Origin of the sequence: Rhodococcus opacus B4 (genome assembly GCF_000010805.1) — a bacterium.
GTDB classification, from domain to species: Bacteria; Actinomycetota; Actinomycetes; order Mycobacteriales; family Mycobacteriaceae; genus Rhodococcus_F; species Rhodococcus_F opacus_C.
Window position 1 is genome coordinate 5,680,986 of the sequence record NC_012522.1, and the last position, 17,600, is coordinate 5,698,585.

The 17,600-nt window shown below is 69.2% G+C and carries 14 protein-coding genes; 7 read left to right on the forward strand and 7 right to left on the reverse strand.

The genetic code is table 11. The annotated features are described in order from the left end of the window. Positions 1–17: 17 nt before the first annotated feature. The 3 genes from ROP_RS25865 to ROP_RS25875 form a co-directional block, all read right to left on the reverse strand. On the reverse strand, positions 18–1,490 hold the full coding sequence (locus ROP_RS25865; RefSeq protein WP_015888963.1) for a peptide MFS transporter: 1,473 nt from the start codon (positions 1,488–1,490) through the stop codon (positions 18–20). 58 nt (positions 1,491–1,548) lie between these two features. After that, a complete protein-coding gene (locus ROP_RS25870; protein WP_015888964.1) occupies positions 1,549–1,926 on the reverse strand; it encodes a DUF3054 domain-containing protein in 378 nt (125 codons plus the stop codon). Positions 1,927–2,020: 94 nt separating this feature from the next. Continuing rightward, positions 2,021–2,599 (reverse strand): TetR/AcrR family transcriptional regulator, encoded by a 579-nt coding sequence (locus ROP_RS25875; RefSeq protein WP_015888965.1) that lies wholly within the window; start codon positions 2,597–2,599, stop codon positions 2,021–2,023. 86 nt (positions 2,600–2,685) lie between these two features. On the opposite strand from ROP_RS25875, the gene ROP_RS25880 reads away from it, so the two are divergent. Then, the gene (locus ROP_RS25880) at positions 2,686–3,519 is read left to right on the forward strand and encodes an alpha/beta fold hydrolase (RefSeq protein ID WP_015888966.1); all 834 of its coding nucleotides are present in this window, start codon (positions 2,686–2,688) and stop codon (positions 3,517–3,519) included. Between the two features lie 21 nt (positions 3,520–3,540). Here ROP_RS25880 and ROP_RS25885 read toward each other — a convergent pair whose 3' ends face one another. Then, a complete protein-coding gene (locus ROP_RS25885; RefSeq protein ID WP_015888967.1) occupies positions 3,541–5,253 on the reverse strand; it encodes a 2-isopropylmalate synthase in 1,713 nt (570 codons plus the stop codon). Positions 5,254–5,420: 167 nt separating this feature from the next. Between ROP_RS25885 and ROP_RS25890 the strand changes: the two genes are divergently transcribed. Beyond that, positions 5,421–6,107: a FadR/GntR family transcriptional regulator gene (locus ROP_RS25890; protein ID WP_015888968.1), complete on the forward strand. Its 687-nt coding sequence runs from the start codon at positions 5,421–5,423 to the stop codon at positions 6,105–6,107. Between the two features lie 15 nt (positions 6,108–6,122). Here the strand turns inward: ROP_RS25890 and ROP_RS25895 are convergent, their stop codons facing one another. Both ROP_RS25895 and ROP_RS25900 read right to left on the reverse strand, forming a co-directional pair. Further along, positions 6,123–7,250, reverse strand: coding sequence for a lysylphosphatidylglycerol synthase transmembrane domain-containing protein (locus ROP_RS25895; RefSeq protein ID WP_015888969.1), 1,128 nt, complete (start codon positions 7,248–7,250; stop codon positions 6,123–6,125). A 28-nt stretch (positions 7,251–7,278) separates the two neighbouring features. Further along, positions 7,279–8,736, reverse strand: coding sequence for an adenylate/guanylate cyclase domain-containing protein (locus tag ROP_RS25900; protein ID WP_043825324.1), 1,458 nt, complete (start codon positions 8,734–8,736; stop codon positions 7,279–7,281). Between the two features lie 188 nt (positions 8,737–8,924). On the opposite strand from ROP_RS25900, the gene ROP_RS25905 reads away from it, so the two are divergent. The 5 genes from ROP_RS25905 to ROP_RS25925 all read left to right on the forward strand — a co-directional run bounded on the left by ROP_RS25905 (position 8,925) and on the right by ROP_RS25925 (position 14,642). Beyond that, positions 8,925–10,142, forward strand: coding sequence for an AI-2E family transporter (locus tag ROP_RS25905; protein WP_043825326.1), 1,218 nt, complete (start codon positions 8,925–8,927; stop codon positions 10,140–10,142). Further along, positions 10,126–11,328 (forward strand): MacS family sensor histidine kinase, encoded by a 1,203-nt coding sequence (macS, locus tag ROP_RS25910; protein WP_015888972.1) that lies wholly within the window; start codon positions 10,126–10,128, stop codon positions 11,326–11,328. Before ROP_RS25905 ends, macS begins: the two co-directional genes overlap by 17 nt. Then, positions 11,321–11,989, forward strand: coding sequence for a response regulator (locus tag ROP_RS25915; RefSeq protein WP_015888973.1), 669 nt, complete (start codon positions 11,321–11,323; stop codon positions 11,987–11,989). The genes macS and ROP_RS25915 overlap by 8 nt, the downstream gene beginning before the upstream one ends. Positions 11,990–12,050: 61 nt before the next feature. Continuing rightward, entirely contained in the window at positions 12,051–12,701 is a 651-nt protein-coding gene (locus ROP_RS25920) for a DUF1707 SHOCT-like domain-containing protein (protein ID WP_015888974.1), read from the forward strand. A 66-nt stretch (positions 12,702–12,767) separates the two neighbouring features. Continuing rightward, positions 12,768–14,642, forward strand: a complete 1,875-nt coding sequence (locus ROP_RS25925; RefSeq protein ID WP_043825328.1) for a DUF2339 domain-containing protein — start codon at positions 12,768–12,770, stop codon at positions 14,640–14,642. Here ROP_RS25925 and ROP_RS25930 read toward each other — a convergent pair. Further along, on the reverse strand, positions 14,617–17,592 hold the full coding sequence (locus ROP_RS25930) for an MMPL family transporter (RefSeq protein WP_015888976.1): 2,976 nt from the start codon (positions 17,590–17,592) through the stop codon (positions 14,617–14,619). The genes ROP_RS25925 and ROP_RS25930 overlap by 26 nt on opposite strands. Positions 17,593–17,600: the final 8 nt, after the last annotated feature.

Genomic DNA, 17,600 nt, shown 5'->3' on the forward strand with positions numbered 1-17,600 from the left:
GTTTCGCAGCGCAGCGGTCAGTGCACGCCCTTCATCAGACGCTTGATCCACGGTGCCCCGATGGCGAGGAGCACGCCCACGGCGATCGAGCCGAGCCCGACCGCGGTGAAGTACGGGACCTCGTTGTTCTCGTCGTAGTAGCCGGCCAGCGTGCCCGCCATCGCGGTGCCCAGCGCGACGGACAGGAAGAACAACGCCACCATCTGGGTGTGGAACGCCTCGGGCGCCAGTTTGGTCGAGAGCGACAGGCCGACCGGCGACAGCAGCAGTTCCGCGAACGTGAACAGCAGGAGGATGCCGGCCAGACCCAGCAGCGGTGCGCTGTTGGCGCCGCCACCCGACATCGGGATGAACGCCAGGAACGCGATACCCATGATGATCGTGCCGGCCGCGAACTTGATCGGCGACGACGGCTGACGGGAGCCGAGCTTCGTCCACGCGGCGGCGAACACACCCGCGAAGATGATGATGAAGACCGGGTTGATGGACTGCACCCACGACGGCGGGAAGTCCCAGCCGAACAGGTTGCGGTCGAGTCGCTTGTCCGAGTACACGGCCACGGTGGTGAACTGCTGCTGGAACAGTGACCAGAACACCGCGCTGGCGATGAACATCGGAATGAACGCGTAGACGCGGCTGCGCTCGACCGACGTGATGCGGCTACTCGTCAGCATGATCGCGAAGTAGCCGATCGCCGCGACGATGGTGAGACCGACGACGATGTCCGACATGTTGGCGGCGGTGATCACCCCGGTGAGCGACAGTGCGGCGATCACGATCACCGCGCCGGCGCCGATCGCGATCCACTTGGTGCGCTGGTCGCGGGGGAGCGGGTTGGTCGGCTCGGCGCCGACACCCCGGAGGTGCTTGCGGCCGAGCGTGTACTGGATCAGTCCGAGCGCCATCCCGATCGCGGCGAGCGCGAAGCCCGCATGGAAGCCGATGGCGTCCTGCGCCCAGCCCGTCAGCAGCGGGCCGACCAGGGCGCCCAGGTTGATACCCATGTAGAAGATGGAGAATCCGGCGTCGCGGCGCTCGTCCTGCTCGTCGTAGAGATCGCCGACCAGGGACGTGGCGTTGGCCTTGAGCCCACCGCTGCCGAACGCGACACAGACCAGGCCGATGCCCACTCCCCACAGGCCCGGAAACACCGCCAGCGCGATGTGGCCGAGCATGACGAGGATGGCGCTGTAGAACAGCGTGCGTTCGGAGCCCAGGAGCCGGTCCGCGACCCACGCTCCCAGGATGGTGGACAGATACACCGTGCCGCCGTAGGCGCCGACGATGCTGGTCGCGGACGATTCGGCGATTCCCAGACCGCCGTCGGCGGCCGAATAGTAGAGGTAATAGATCAGGATGCCCTGCATCCCGTAGAAGGAGAATCGCTCCCACATCTCGACGCCGAACAGGTTCGCCAGGGCGAACGGCTGGCCGAAGAAACCGCGGTCGGACCGCTTCTCGTCCCGGGCCGGATCGATGGTGTCACTCATGGGAAAACTGTCCCACCTCGAGCGGAAGTTCGTGTGCCGTCGGGGCGATTCGCTGTGATCAGGTGGTGGCGCGGGCCTTCGTCACGATCCTCGCGACGGCACGCCAGCCGAGGAGGAACACGGCGAGAACGGTGCCCGCCACGATGACGAAACTGAACGCCGTGCCCTGGCCGCTCACCACGCGCAGCACCATGCCCACCACGAGCGTCGACAACCACACCACGATGCCCGTCGGGACGATGAGGAACGCGTCGAACTTGTCGCGGTAGAGCGCGACGGTCGCGAGCCAGCCGACGGCCAGACCGGACAGGAACGGCCAGGCCGTGGTCGCGAGGCCCGTCAGGGCGTTGGCTTCGTCGTGACTGCGACGGCCGATGGCGCAGAACACGATGACGAGGACGACGTCCAGGGCGAGCGCGGGGAGGTACTTCTTCACACGGCCAGCCTAGAGGTGGTGCCGTCGCGGCGTTCCGGCCGATCGGTTCAGCGCCCCGGCACGTGAGCGGCAAAGCGTGTCCGGGGACGCCTTCTCACTCACGTGGGGGGAGGCAGGCGCGCGCGGCGGCGAGGACGGTGGCCCCGGCCGCGTCGAGCGGTTCGGTGCTGCGGAGTGCGCGGGCGAGGACGAACGCGCCCTCCAGGCTGGTGACGAACCCGAGGATCAGGCGCCGCGCATCGGTCTCGCCGAACCCGCGGGCGCGCAACAGCGCGCTGCCGGAGTCGATCCAGCTCGTGAACACGTCCGCCGTGGCGACCCGGAGCACCTCGTTGGTGCTCGCGACCTCGAGCGCGATCGTGGCGATGGGGCAGGCGTCCGCGTAATCGGTGGCCACCAAGGTCTCGCCGGCCAGCCGGAACCCGACCTCGATCCCCTCGAGAATGTCGGGATGCGCGTCGAGGATGGAGAACACCAGCCGCGCGTACTCCTCGCCCGACGTGCGGATGACCTCCTCGCCGAGCTGCTGCTTTCCGCCCGGGAAGAAGTGATAGATCGACCCGAACGGGGCGCGGGCCTCCGTCGCGACCTGCTTGAGTCCCGTCCCGGTGTAGCCGTTGCGGCGGAAGAGGCCGCTGCTGGTGCCGAGGATCCGGGCCTTGGTGTCGTTCACTGTCCTGCCTCCGACCATTGCGCTCGGTGCGCACCCCATCGTAACCTCGTTCACAGTAGAACGATCTATCAAATGGAGTGAGTGCCATGAAGCAGATCGAACTCTCCGCAGGCACCGTCGAGTACGACGACACCGGAGGCGACGGACCCGTCCTCGTGTTCATCTCCGGTCTGACGATCGACGGCACCGTGTGGCGGCACGTGGTGGAGCGACTCGCCCCGGACTTCCGCTGCATACTCCCCACCCTCCCGCTCGGCGCGCACCGCATCCCGATGCACGCCGACGCCGACCTCTCGTTGCGCGGTCTCGGACTGCTCATCGGCGAGTTCCTGGAGAAACTCGACCTCGCCGACGTCACGCTCGTGCAGAACGACTGGGGCGGCGCCCAGGTGCTGATCGCCCTCGGTGACACCAGCCGCGTCGGGGCCCTCGTCCTCACGCCGTGCGAGGCGTTCGACAACTATCCGCCGGGAATTCCCGGTCGTGCGATCGGTCTCGCGGTGGCGGTCCCCGGTGGGCTCGCCCTGACCATGCAGGCGCTGCGATTCCGGGCGATGCGCCGGGCCCCCGGGGCGTGGGGTTGGATGAGCAAGCGGGCGGTACCGAAACCGGTGATGGACGGCTGGTTCCGGCCCGCGACCACCGATCGCCGGGTGCGGCGGGACCTCCGCAAGTACACGACGTCGCTGCCGCCCAAGTCGACGCTGCGGGAATGGGCGGAAGCGAACCGGAGTTTCGACCGGCCGGTCCTCGTGCTGTGGGCGGTCGAGGACAAGGTGATGCCCCGCGACCACGGTCGGCGGCTGGCCGCCTTGTACCCGCACGCCCGACTGCGGGAGGTCGAGGACAGTTACACGTTGATGCCCGAGGACCGCCCGGACGTGGTGGCGGAGGCGATCATGCGCCTTCGGCGCCCGTGAGTACTTATCAACCGCCGGACGTTAACAAGTGCTCACGGGTGCGGAGCGCACAGCCGCCGCGTACACCGCCCGGATCGCGGAGGCCGTCACCGACTGATGTGAACCCATGCCCCACACCGTCCGCTCGCCGACGCTGCACTCCGCCAACGTGATCGCCGCGCTGTCGCTGCCCGACCTCTGCGAGTGCTGAGTGAGGGAGAGGACGTCCACGTCCACACCCTTCGACGTGAGGACGCGGGTCATCGCCTCGACGGGGCCGGCGGCCACCGCCTCGCCCGACGCTTCCGCGCCGTCGACGTCGAACACGACGAACAGGCGGTCGCCGTCCGGGCCGTGCTCGACGGACCACCGGCCGAGGCCGCCCCGGTAGCCGTATTCGGCGCAGAACAGCGTCCACAATTCCTCGGCGGTGATCTCGAGCCCCGACGAGTCCGCCGCTTCCTGCACTTTCGCGGCGAAGTCGATCTGGAGCCGCCGCGGCAGGGTGATGCCGTACTCGCTCTGCAGCAGGTGCGCGATGCCACCCTTGCCCGATTGGCTGTTGATGCGGATGACGGCCTGGTAGTCGCGTCCCACGTCGGCCGGGTCGATCGGCAGGTACGGCACCGCCCACGGCGCACTCCCCGGATCCAGTCCAGCGGCCTCCGCGGACGCCCGATGCTCCGCGAATCCCTTCTTGATCGCATCCTGATGGGTGCCGGAAAACGCGGTGTACACGAGGTCGCCGCCGTAGGGGTGCCGCTCGTGGACAGGAATCCTGTTGCAGTACTCCACCGTTCGCCGAACCGCGTCGATGTCGGAGAGGTCGATCATCGGGTCGACGCCCTGCGCATGCAGATTGAGGGCCAGGGTCACCAGATCGACGTTGCCGGTCCGCTCACCGTTGCCGAACAGGCAGCCCTCGACGCGTTGCGCACCCGCCAGCACCGCGAGTTCGGCGCACGCGACCCCGGTGCCGCGGTCGTTGTGCGGGTGCACCGACAGGATGACCGACTCCCTGTCCTCCAGATGGCGGTGCATGTACTCGATCTGGTCGGCGTATACGTTGGGGGTCGAGACCTCCACCGTGGCAGGCAGATTGTGGATCACGGGACGGTCGGGGCTCGCGTCCCACAGCCGGGTCAGGCTGTTGCAGACCTCGAGCGCGAAGTCCGGCTCCGTCAGGTTGAACACCTCGGGTGAGAACTCGAAGCGCAGGCCCGGACGGTCGCCGGCGCCGCGCGCCACCTCCTGTGCGGCATCGAAGATCAACCGGTGCAGCGCCTTCCGGTCCTTGCCGAGAACGACGGAGCGCCACGTCGGCGCCGTCGCGGTGTACATGTGCACCACGACGTTCGGCAGTCCCTCGACCGACTCGTACGTCCGGGCGATCAGATCGTCGCGGGCCGCGGTGAAGACGACGATCGTCACGTCGTCGGGCACCAGATCCAGGCGCACGAGATCACGGACGAAGTCGAAATCGGTCTGGCTCGCGGACGGGTAGCCGACCTCGATCTCCTTGTAGCCGATCGAGATCAGCAGTTCGAAGAACCTGCGCTTGCGCTCGGGATCCATCGGCTCGGCGAGGGCCTGATTGCCGTCGCGCAGGTCGACGGGCACCCACAGCGGTGCGGTGGTGGTGCGTCGCGCCGGCCACGTGCGGTCGAGGTCGGGGACGGCAACGCGGTCCCAGATCGCGCGGTAGCGATCGGAGGGCATCGGTGAGGGTTGCTGGGTGTTCCAGGGGGCGGTCATGACGGTCTTCTCCTCGGATTCGGGTGAACGAGACGACCGACGCGACGAAACCCCGCGGCAGGGTGCCGGCCTTCAGGCCCCGCCGCGGCAGTGGAGGAGAAGTCCACGGAACGCCACGGCGCTAGACTAGGAGAAAATCACTCATCAGACAACCTGAGGAGCTGGGCGTGACCTCGCCGATACGACGCCACCTGCTGACCGACCAGGCGGCGGACCTGCTGCGTTCGCGGATCGACAGCGGGGAATGGGAGGTCGGCGCCAAGCTGCCCGGCGAGACCACGCTGGCTGCCGAGTTGGGTGTCGGACGGTCGACGGTGCGCGAGGCCGTCCGGATGCTCGCGGGGCTCGGCATGCTCGAGTCGCGGCAGGGGGCCGGGGTGTTCCTCCGCAGGTCGTCGCCGCGTCAGGACTGGGACCGGGTGCTGCGGACCGAGGAGATCCTGCACGTCGTCGAGGTGCGCAACACCGTCGAGATCGAGGCCGCGAGGCTTGCGGCCACCCGCCGCGACGACGACGATCTGGAGGCGCTCCGCCGGGCATTGGACGCGCGGTCCGCGGCGTCCCGGGCCGGGGCCGCCGCGTTCGTGGACGCGGACATCGCGCTGCACCGTGCGGTCGTGGTCGCCGCGCACAACCCGGTGCTGACCGAACTGTTCGAGACGTTCGTCCCGCGGCTGCGGGCCGCCATGCTCGACCTGATGGACATCCGGGACCTGACCGCGAGCAGCGAGCCCGCCGCCGACGCCCACCGACTGCTGGTGGAGGCAATCGCGGGCGGCGACGCCGAGGAGGCTGCCCGGGTCAGCACAAGCGCCTTCGGCACCCGTGAGTACTTGTCAACGTCCGGCGGTTGACAAGTACTCACGGGCCTAGGCATCGGGCTCGGGCTCGGTGGTGTGCTCTGTGTGCTTTGTGGTCGGGGCCGACTGCTCCCGGCGCTCGAATTCGAGGTCCATCTCCAGGTCCTCGTGCTGGTTGTGCCGGAACAGGATGAGGAACACCACCCAGCCGACCAGTGCGACGAGGATGTAGCTCACGACGCGGTAGACGAACACGGCCGCCAGCGCCTGCGACGCCGTGGCCCCTGCGGCCGTCAACGTGGCGATCAGTGTGCCGTCGACGAACCCCAGCCCCCCGGGTGCCAGCGGAATGCTGCCCACTGCCTTGGCCGCGGCGAACGCGATCAGCAGACCCGCGAACGACGGTTCCGCGCCAACCGCCCAGCACGCGAAACCGAGGCACGCGACGTCGGCGAGCCGGTGCACCGCCGACCATCCGAACGTGATGATCGAATCCTTGCGCCTCAGCTCGACCGAATCGAGCTGGCTCAGGATCTCCCGCCATCGCTCGGCGCCGGATTCGGGGGGATTCTTGCGGAACTTGTTGTACCGGGCGAGCACCCACAGCCCGATCGACTCGATGGAGTCGGGGTTACGTGAGATGTATCGCAGTGCGTAGAACAGGCCGAACGCCGCCACCAGCGACAGCGCGAGCGTGACCGGACTCACCTTGGTGCCCACCGCGAATGCGCCCGCGGCGCCGAGAAGTGCGAGGCTGCCCGCGGCGATCACACCCGAGATCGCCAGCTGCCAGGACGCCACGATCGGGGTGGCACCCCACTTGCGGGTCTGCTTGTAGGTGAAGGCGGTGGAGAACACCTGACCGGCGGGCAGGCTCACGGCCATCGCGGTGCTCGCGTAGATCACCGACACGGACTTGAGCTGGCTGACGACGACTCCGCCCGCCTGCAGCAGTCGTTGCTGGACCGCTCCGTACCCGCTCAGGGACACGGCCTGGGCCGCGACGCAGGCCGCGACCCACCCCCAGTGGATCTCGGTGAGCGCTTTCCACGAGTCGCTGAGTGTGGGCCACAGATAGATTCCCTCGACGGTCAGCAGGGCCAGGAGGCCGGCGCCGAGTAGCCATTTGATCCACCAGTATCGGCTTCGCTGCCGAGGATGCTCGGCAGTGGGCGGGTCGGATCGAGGCTGTGCCACCTGGCCAGCGTAACCAACGGGTAGCGGATTACTCCGGATAGTCCTCCGGCCAAGCCAGATGGGTGTTGCGGCGACGGCCCCGCAACTGCACCTGTTCGCCGAGTTCCCAGTGCGCCTGTTCGTCGTCGTCCGCGAAATACAGGGCACTCGTCGACGCCAGCACCCGGCTGGGGTGCAGCTTGGCGAGTTCGGTGAGCCGCGACGCCTCGTTGACGGGGTCTCCGATCACCGTGTACTCGAAGCGTTCGGCGGCGCCGATGTTGCCGGCGACGGCGAGGCCCGCGGAGACGCCGATGCCGACGTCGAGGCCGGTGATCTCGTTCAACGCGAACCGCAGTTCCCGGGCTGCGGCCAGCGCCGCCGTCGGTGCGTCGGGGCGGTCGAGTGGGGCGCCGAAGATCGCGAGCGCCGCGTCACCCATGAACTTGTTGACGAAGCCGTGGTGTCGGTCGATCACGTCGACGACGACGCGGAAGAACTCGTTGAGCAGGTTCACGACCTCGCCGGGGGGACGCTCCGCGGCGGCGCCGGTGGAGCCGACCATGTCGACGAACAGCACCGCGACGAACCTCGTCTCGCCGCCGAGTTCGGTGCCGAACTGCAGTGCCCGCCGCGCCACGTCCTCACCGACGTGCTGGCCGAACAGTTCACGCAGCAGCCGCCGCTCGTCGGACTCGCGCATCATGCGGTTGAACCCGACCTGCAGGCGCCCGACCTCACTGCCGTCGAACACCTCGACCCGGACGTCGGTGGCACCGCGCTGGACGCGTTCGATGGCCCGTCTCAGCTGCTTGATCGGGTCGGAGATCTGGCTGGCCGTCAGCATCGACAGCGCGAACGCCTGCGCGATCGCGATGATCGACAGCAGCATGATCGCCCACGCGAGTGCGTCCGGGGAGAACACCAGGTCGGTGGTGATCTGCGTCACGCACAGCAGGATGATGCCGATGACGGGCATCAGCGTCCCGAGCCCCCACGTCATCGCCATCCGGGTGCCGACGCCGGGCGCCATGGTCCGGTCGAACTCGCCCTCGCTGAGTGCGCGGGCGGCCACCGGGCGCAGGATGCGTTCGCCGAGCATGTACGTGAAGCCGAACGTGGTGGTCGCGGCCATACAGACGGTGACGATCACCGCGACCGCGAGTTCCGGCATCTCGGTGATGGTGAGCAGCACGAAGATGATGCCGCCGAGGATCCACAGCACCAGGTGCACGATCGCCTGTCGCAGCGGCGCGTGCAGCGCCGACATCTGTTCGCTGCGGGTCGGCGGACCGCCCCGCAACTGCCAGCGGACCACCGATCGCAGCATCATCGCGGCGGCCGTCAGACTCACCACGGCCGCGAACGCCAGATAGCCGCCGAAGATCGCGACGTTGCGCACCCGGTCGGCCATGATGGCCTGCGATTCGGGGATCGGGACTCCGTACCGCACGAAGGCGAACACCAGGATGGCGCCGATGAAATTGGCGAGGAGCATCGAAACCATATAGAGCGGCCATCGGCTGCGGACCGTCGCCGCGATCGCTCTATAGGATTTCCGCACGCCGTTCAATTTAGCGGGGGGTGCGCCGGGTGCCGTAGGACACGTCCCCTAAACGGCGCAGATGCGTGCCCTGCGCGCGTGTTTCCCGCGCGAAGCGCCCGGCGCCGCCCGAACCTCGATACGCTCCGCAGGTGAACGCGAACGAGCAACGCTCGGACACTGCCGCGGTAACACAGGGCGGGGGCCACCCCTCGGCGTCGGTGCACCCGGTGGTGCGGGTGGCGGCCGAGTGGACGTGGCGGCTACTCGTCATCTTCGCCGGTCTGCTGACCCTCGGATACATCGTGACCAGGCTCGACACCGTCCTCATCCCGGTGGGTCTCGCGCTCCTGGCGTCCGCGCTGCTGGTGCCCCTCGTCGACTGGCTGCAGGGCAAGGGGGTGCCGCGGTCGGCCGCCGTCCTCGTCGTCCTCATCGGTTCGATCGGCATCGTCGCCGGGATCATGACGTTCGTCGTCGAGCAGTTCATCGAAGGTCTCCCCGGCCTCACCGAACAGTTCGAGGCGAGCGTCACACAGATCCAGGGGTGGCTCACCGACGGCCCGTTCCACTTCAGCGAGGACCAGATCCGGCAGGCCGGCGATTCGGTGGTCAAGTCGATCCAGGAGAACCGGCAACAGCTGACGAGCGGCGCCCTGACCACCGCCACGGTCGTCGGCGAGATCTTCACCGGCGCCCTGCTGACGCTGTTCACCCTCATCTTCTTCCTCTACGGCGGCACCCAGATCTGGGAGTTCGTCACCCGCCTCGTCCCCTCGACGTCACGGCGGCGGGTCCGGCTGGCCGGCAGCGAGGGGTTCGGCTCGCTGATCGGGTACGTCCGCGCCACGGTCGCGGTGGCCGCCGCGGACGCCGTCGGGATCGGCGCGGGTCTCGCGATCCTCGGGGTTCCACTCGCGCTGCCGCTGGCGTCGCTCGTGTTCATCGGCGCGTTCATCCCGATCGTCGGTGCGTTCCTCACCGGGTTCCTCGCGGTGCTCGTGGCCCTCGTCACCAAGGGATTCCTCACCGCGCTGATCGTGCTCGGCATCATCATCGGGGTGATGCAACTCGAGGCACACGTGCTCCAACCGCTGCTGCTCGGCCGCGCGGTCCGGTTGCACCCGCTCGCGGTGGTGCTGGCCATCACCACCGGCATCGTCCTCGCCGGGATCGTCGGCGGCCTGCTGGCGGTGCCGATCGTCGCGCTGCTGAACACGGCGGTGCGGTCGCTGCTGTCGGCGGATCCCGAGGCCACCTACGACGCACTCGAGGTCGACGACCCGTCCGTGCCGCTCTATCCGGCCGAAGCGAACACACCGCCTCACCACGACGAGAACCCGGCGCAGACCCATGACCGACGAGAGTGAACACCGCACCCGCCTGCACTACCGGCCGCGAGCCGCGACCGAACTCGACACCCAGCCGGACGGCCCGCTCTGGCGTGCGGCGCAGGCGTTCCGGCTCGTCACCCTGGTGTATGCGATCAGCTACCAGGTCGTGTCCGTGCAGTACTACACCCACCAGCGGCTGAGCTGGTTCCTCGTCGCCCTGATGGCGGTGTGGTCCGGACTGTCGGCGGTCCTGCTGTCCCACGGAAAGGTCCCGCGCTACCAGGTCGTGATCGCCGACCAGCTGATCGTCATCGCGTTGATGGCGTCGACGCGCCTCGTCTCCGATCCCGACTGGTACAACCACCATCAGACGCTGCCGACGACGCTGTGGGTCACCAACGCGGTGATCTCCGCCGCCGTCTTCGGCGGGCCGTGGCTCGGCATGGCGTCCGGCGTGCTCATGGCGACCGTGAGCGCTGTGGTGCGCGACCAGATCAACCTCGACCTGTGGAAGGACGCGACGGCGCCCGTCCTGGTGTCGGTGGGGCTGGCGCTCGGGCTCGCCACCACCACCGCGCGGCGCGCGCAGGCCCAGCTGGAGCAGGCGGTGCGGTTGGCCGCCGCCACCGAGGAACGGGAGCGACTCGCCCGCGAGGTGCACGACGGCGTCCTCCAGGTGCTCGCGCTCGTCCGTCGCAGGGGCAACGAGATCGGCGGGCCCGCAGCCGAACTCGCGGAGCTCGCCGGGGAACAGGAGGTGGCGCTGCGCATGCTGATCTCCGAGCAGGGCGCGGGAGTCGCGTCGGATCTGGGTGGGAGCGCGATCGATGTGCGACTGCTGCTGGGCACGCGGGCGAGCACCACGGTGTCCGTGTCGAGTCCGGCGGATCCGGTGACGATCGAGCGCGGGCGGGCGACCGAACTCGTCGCGATCGTCGACACGGCACTGTCCAACGTCGCGCGGCACGCGGGGACCGGCGCCAAGGCGTACGTATTGCTGGAGGATCTGGGCGAGGAGGTGATCGTCAGCGTCCGCGACGACGGCACCGGCATTGCCCCGGGGCGGCTGGCCGAAGCGGAGGCCGAGGGGCGCATGGGAGTATCGAAATCCATTCTGGGCCGCGTCGGTGCGCTCGGCGGCACCGCCGAACTCGACACCGAACCCGGTCAGGGCACCGAATGGGAGATCCGCGTGCCGAAGGGAGACGAAACGCATGGCTGACCCGGAGGCCGGTGAACCGATCACCGTGATGGTCGTCGACGACCATCCGATGTGGCGGGACGCCGTGGCCCGCGATCTCGACGGCGCCGGTTTCGCCGTGGTCGCCACGGCGGACGGCGTCGCGGCCGCGGGACGGCGGGCGGCGGCGACGCGTCCCGCTGTCGTGCTGATGGACATGCAACTGCCGGACGGCAACGGGGCCGCGGCCACCGCCGCCGTCCTGGACGTGTCGCCGGACAGCCGGGTGCTGGTCCTGTCGGCCTCGTCCGAGCGTGACGACGTCCTCGACGCCGTCAAGGCCGGCGCGTCCGGGTACCTCGTGAAGAGCGCGTCGGTGGAGGAACTCCTCGACGCGGTGCGAGCCACCGCGGCCGGGCAGGCGGTGTTCACGCCGGGGCTCGCGGGACTCGTGCTGGGGGAGTACCGCCGGATGTCGAGTGCGCCCGCCGACGAGCAGGGCCCCGCGGTCCCGAAACTGACGGAACGGGAGACCGAGGTGCTGCGGTTCGTCGCGAAAGGGCTCAGCGCCAAGCAGATCGCGACCAAGCTGTCGCTGAGCCACCGCACCGTCGAGAATCACGTCCAGGCCACCCTCCGCAAGCTGCAGCTGGCCAACCGCGTCGAGCTGACCAGGTACGCCATCGAGCAGGGCCTCGAGTAGCCGTGAGTACTTGTTAACGTCCGGCGGTTGACAAGTACTCACGGGCGCTAGCCTGGTCGGTATGGAGGCACGGGACCTACGCGTATCGGATGCGGAGCGGGAACACGTCGGCGAACTGCTGCAGCGGGCGGTGGGCCAGGGGATGCTCTCGCTCGGGGAGTTCACCGAACGGATGGACACGGCGCTCGCCGCGAAGACGCGCGCCGAGCTGAACGTCGTCCTGGTGGATCTGCCGGGGATCCAGTTGATCTCCGAGTTCACGCCGCCGCCGTACCCCGACCAGCCGTACGTGTCCCGCCCGGCGCCGCCGGTGCCGCCGCCCCTACACCGGTCACCGGCACCGCCGCCGGGAGACGTCGTCCGCGGGCGGATGTCGTCGGTCAGCCGCACCGGCTCGTGGAACGTGCCCCCCGCGATCGAGGTGAACACCCGGCTGTCGACGGTGACGCTCGACTTCACGAGGGCCGTGATGTCGACGCAGGTGGTGCACGTGACGATCGACGACTACGCGAGCACGATCTCGCTGGTCGTGCCGGAGGAGGCGACCGTCGACCTCAACGGCGTCGAAACGGTCGGCGGATCCGCGAGCAACAAGGTGCGGACCGGACCACCCATCGGCCCGCTGCACCTCGTCGTCCGCGGCAAGGTCCGGTTCGGGAACGTGACCGCCAAGCACCCCTTCGGCACGTCGATCCGCCGCATGTTCGGGTAGCACGACGCACGTCCCTCGAGTAGGCCTACTCATGTGTGGGCGCCCTCGCCGCAGGACGATTGATCCATGTCCACACCTGGTATTCCTTCAGTCGACCCCCGGCTCGTCGCGCAACTCTCCGGCGACTTCTCGGCGCTCGGTCAGCAGATGCGTCACGTGGGTGAGAACCTCGCCGTCCTGCAGGCGCAACTCGCGGCCGGCGCACGTCCTGCACCTCCTGCACCACAGCCGGCGCCCCAGCCCCAGCCTGTGCCGCAACCGATGTACCGACCCCCGGTGCCGCAAGCGCCCCCGGTGACCCCGCCGGCCGCTCCCTACCGGCCCACCCCGATTACGCCGCCCCGGGTGGTGCGCGAGCCCTGGTGGCAGCGCGACGGGATGATCAGCCGCGTGCTCGCCGTCGCGGGTGTCGCCGTCACCCTGATCGGTGTGGTGATGCTGCTCGTGCTGGCAGCGCAGGCCGGGTTCTTCGGCCCGGAACTGCGGGTGGTGGCGGGCGGACTGTTCTCGGCCGGTCTCGTCGTCACCGGTGCCCGCGTCTTCGGACGTCCCGGCGGCCGGGTCGGCGGGATCGCGCTCGCGGCAACGGGTATCGCCGGCGCCTACCTGGACGTCGTGGCCGTGGCCGTCGTCTATCACTGGCTGCTGCCGGTGCTCGCGATGGTCGTGGCACTCGGGATCGCGGGAGCCGGTGTCGCACTGGCGGTTCGGTGGGGTTCGCAACCCCTCGCCCTGCTGGTGGTGATCGGCGCCGCCGTGCTCGCACCCGTGCTCACCGACGGCATCACGCTCACCCTCATCGGCTTCCTGTTCGTCATCCAGGTCGCGAGCTTCCCGGCGCAACTCGGCCGCGACTGGCTGTACCTGGCGATCGCGAGGACGTGCCCGGTGGTGATCGCACTGGTGGTCGCGATCGCGAGTGCCGGACTCGACGGCCGGCCGGAGCGGTTCTGGCTGCTCGCCTCCGCCGCGCTGGTCGCCCTGTTCGGTCTCGGGTCTTCGATCATCCTGCTGCGCAGCAACTCCCGCGACGTCACCGCGACCGCGATGATCGTCACGACGGCCGTCCCGACGCTGGTGATCGGCCACCTCTTCGACCGGCTCGGGTCCACGCTGATCGCGCTGGCGCTGGCCGCCGCGATGTTCGCCGCGTTCGCCGTGGCCCGCTCGTTGCCGAACCACGCCCGGATCGCGCTTGCCGGCGTGGGTACCCTCGCGCTGCTCGAAGCCTGCCTCGTCGGGTCGAGCGAAGACCTCGCACCGCTCGTCCTGCTCGGGGTGGCGGCGCTGTTCCTCACCGTCGGCGGGCAGGCGGAGTCACGGATCGCGTATGCCGTCGGTGCCGTCTTCACGGTCGTGGGCGGGCTCGCCTTCGCGATCACCGCACCGCCGTTCGTCCTCGTCGACGAGAACAGGGCGCTCGACGCGCTCGGGGTGACGACGGTGCTGTCGTCGCTGGTGCTGGCGGGAACGGTGTTCCTGTTCGTCTGGTACGCGCACACACTGAAGCTGCTGAGCGCCGCCGACGCCCAGCCGTGGTGGGTGCTCGCCGGGCTGGTGATCCTGTACGCCGTCACCACCGCGACGGTGTCCGCCGGGACGGCGCTGACCGGGACATCCGCGGGCTTCATCGCCGGGCACTGCGCCGCGACGATCGCGTGGATGGCGGCGGCGACGGCGGCTCTGGTGTTCGGACTGGGTCGGCGCGACTACGCCCACACCGCGCTCGGCGTCGGACTCGGACTGACCGCTGCGGCGCTGGCCAAACTGTTCCTGTTCGACCTGGCCACCCTCGACGGACTGTTCCGCGTCCTCGCGTTCCTGGTGGTGGGCCTGCTGCTGCTCCTCGCCGGCACCCGCTACGCACGTGAATTCGCGGAGCGGGAGGCCGGGCGGGAAACGCCGAACGGCTCCGTCAGCGCCGGTTCTGCCGAGCGATGAGTTCGCTCACGCTCACGGCGTTGCCGTCGTCGGCGCGGTGCCTGCCGCTCGAGGCGTCGTCCGGATCGACGGGCGGCTCCTCGGCGCGGCGGCGCGAGCCGTTCGTCGGGACAGCGCTGGACGGGCTCCCGTTGGCCGGCGCGCCGTTGGTTCGCCTGCCGCCGTTCACCGGTTCCGCAGGCTCCGCGGCGCGACGCCGCGACGGGATCGGCGGCACCGGGCGGGCAGGAGACGACTGGGGGGTCTCCTGCTCGTACGGTGCGGGCACCGAGCGCGGCGAGCGGGTGGGCAGCGACGGCGCCGACGCGCTCGGTCGCGGTTCGGCGGGCGAGGAGATCGGCCGCGGTTCGGCGGCCGACGTGGACCGGAGGTCGGCGAGCCAGCTCTCGATGGGACGCGACTCGGTGGCCGGGCCCGGGGCCGGAGCCGCCGGGCGGGGCCGGGGAGCGGGACGCGACTGCGGTGCAGGGCGCGACGCCGGTGCGGGACGCGACTGGGTCGGGGCCGCACGCGGGGGAACGGGCTGCGGCAGCGCGGTGGTCTGCGGTTCCGCCGCCGGCTCCTCGATCTCCACCGGCGGCCGAGCGGGGCGGCCGGTCGCCGACCGCCGGGCCTCGTCCTGCGCCCGGCGCGCCTGCGCGTCGTCCTCGGACATCTTCGCGGCCAGCGCCCGCGCCGTCACCAGCGGGATCGGCTCGGTGAGCGGTTCCGGTTTGCGGGGTGCGGGCGGCGCCGCGAGCTTGCGCTGCGGCGGGACGGCACCGATCGGCGTGAGCTCCGGGACGTCGGCGGGCATCAACTCGTTGTCCAGGATGGGTTCGGCGAGACCCGTCTTCTCCTGGATCCGCTTCATCCAGGCCGGCGCCCACCAGCAGTCGTCGCCGAGCAGCTTCATCGTGGCGGGGACGAGGAACATGCGGATGAGGGTCGCGTCGATGACGAGCGCGGCGATCATGCCGTAGGAGATGTATTTCATCATCACGAGTTCGGAGAACCCGAACGCGCCGGTGACGACGATGAGGATGAGCGCGGCCGCGGTGATGATGCGGCCCGTGTGCGCGGTGCCGATGCGGATCGACTCCGTCGTACTGGCCCCCTGCGCCCGCGCCTCGACCATCCGGGAGAGCAGGAACACCTCGTAGTCGGTGGACAGGCCGTAGACGATCGCGATGATCAGCACCAGCACCGGCGACATGATCGGTCCGGGGGTGAAATTCAGCCATTCCGAGCCGTGACCGTCGATGAAGATCCACGTCAGGATGCCCAGCGTCGACCCGAGGCCCAGTGCGCTCATCAACGCCGCCTTGATCGGCAGCACCAGCGAGCCGAACGTCAGGAACATCAGCAGCGTCGTCAGGAAGAGGACGGAGATCACCATCGTGGGCAGGTGGTCGAGCAGCGCGGCGATACTGTCCTGCTCGATCGCCGGGGTGCCGCCCACCAGCACTTGGACGCCGTCCGGTTTGTCCATGGCACGCAGATAGTCGATGGTCGGCTTGGACTCGTTGCGGTCGACGAGCCCCGCCTTGAGGACGACCACGCCGTCCTTGGCCGCGCCCTCCGGGGTGAACCGTTCGATCAGGCCCGGCGCGCCACTGGCTTCCTTGATGATCTGGCCGAGCGCCTTGTTGTCGGCGTCGGACACCACGAGCTTGACCGGTTCGGTGCGCAGATTCGGGAAGATCTCGTCGAACTGTTCCTGCGCGGCGCGGGTCGAGCTGTCCGGCGGCAGGTAGGTCTCGTTGATGCCACCGAACTTGATGCCGGTCAGCGGCACGATCAGCAGGAGCAGTCCGACGACGATGGGGATGGTGACCTTGAGCGGGTTGCGCATCACCCAGCGGGTGAGCCGGCCCCAGATGCTCGCCTCGATCTCCTCGGTGTTCTTGGTCTGACGGAAACGGTCGAGGCTGAGGGCGTCGACGCGCTTGCCGAGGATGCCGAGGATCGCGGGCAGGATCGTGATCGACGTCAGGGCGGCGAGGCCGACGGTCGCGATGGCGCCGTAGGCGACGGATTTCAGGAAGCCCTGCGGGAACAGCAGCAGACCGCCGAGGCTGGCGACGATCATCGTGGCCGAGAAGACCACGGTGCGGCCCGAGGTCATCACCGTTCGGCGGACGGCGGAGCGGGTGTCGTACCCCTCCGCCATCTCTTCTCGGAACCGGCTGACGATGAACAACCCGTAGTCGATGGCCAGGCCGAGACCCACGAGGGAGACCACGGGCGCGACGAACGAGTTGACCTCGGTGAAGTTGGTGATGAGGCGGACGATGCCGTTGGCGCCGACCACGGTCAGGCCGCCGATGATCAGCGGCAGCGCCGCCGCGACGACACCACCGAACACGAAGAAGAGAAGGATGCCGACGGCCGGGATCGCGAGGAGTTCCATGCGCCGGATGTCGGTGGCCATCGTGTCGTTGAGCGCACCCGACACCGGCTGGAGACCGGCGAGTTGCACGTCGACGCCGTCGATGTAGAACTCGTCCTTGACGTCCCGGAAATTCGCGGTGACCTCGGTGTCGTTGTCGCCGACGATCGCGATGCTCTCGATCGCATGCTGCTTGTCGGCGTCCGCGGCGGACGCCAGCTGCGGTGCGGTGCCGACCTTGAAATAGCCGCCGTTGATCTTGAGGATCTTGTCCGGGTGTTCCGCGGCCAGACGCTCGAGGTTCTCGACGACCTTCGCCTGGAACTCGGGGTCCTCGATCGTCTTGCCCTCGGGCGCCGTGTAGAGCGCGACGACGTCGCTGTTGGTGTCGCGACCGAAGGTGCCGTCAGCCAGCTTGGCCGCGGCGACCGACTCCGAGCCCGGATCGTCCCAGCCGCTCTGGCTGAGATGCTTCTCGAGGCCCAGGCCGTACGCGGCCGAACCGAGCAACAAGGCGACCATGATGCCGATGACGGTGAATCGGGCCCGGTAGACGACGCTTCCCCAGCTCGCGAACACAGATCAAC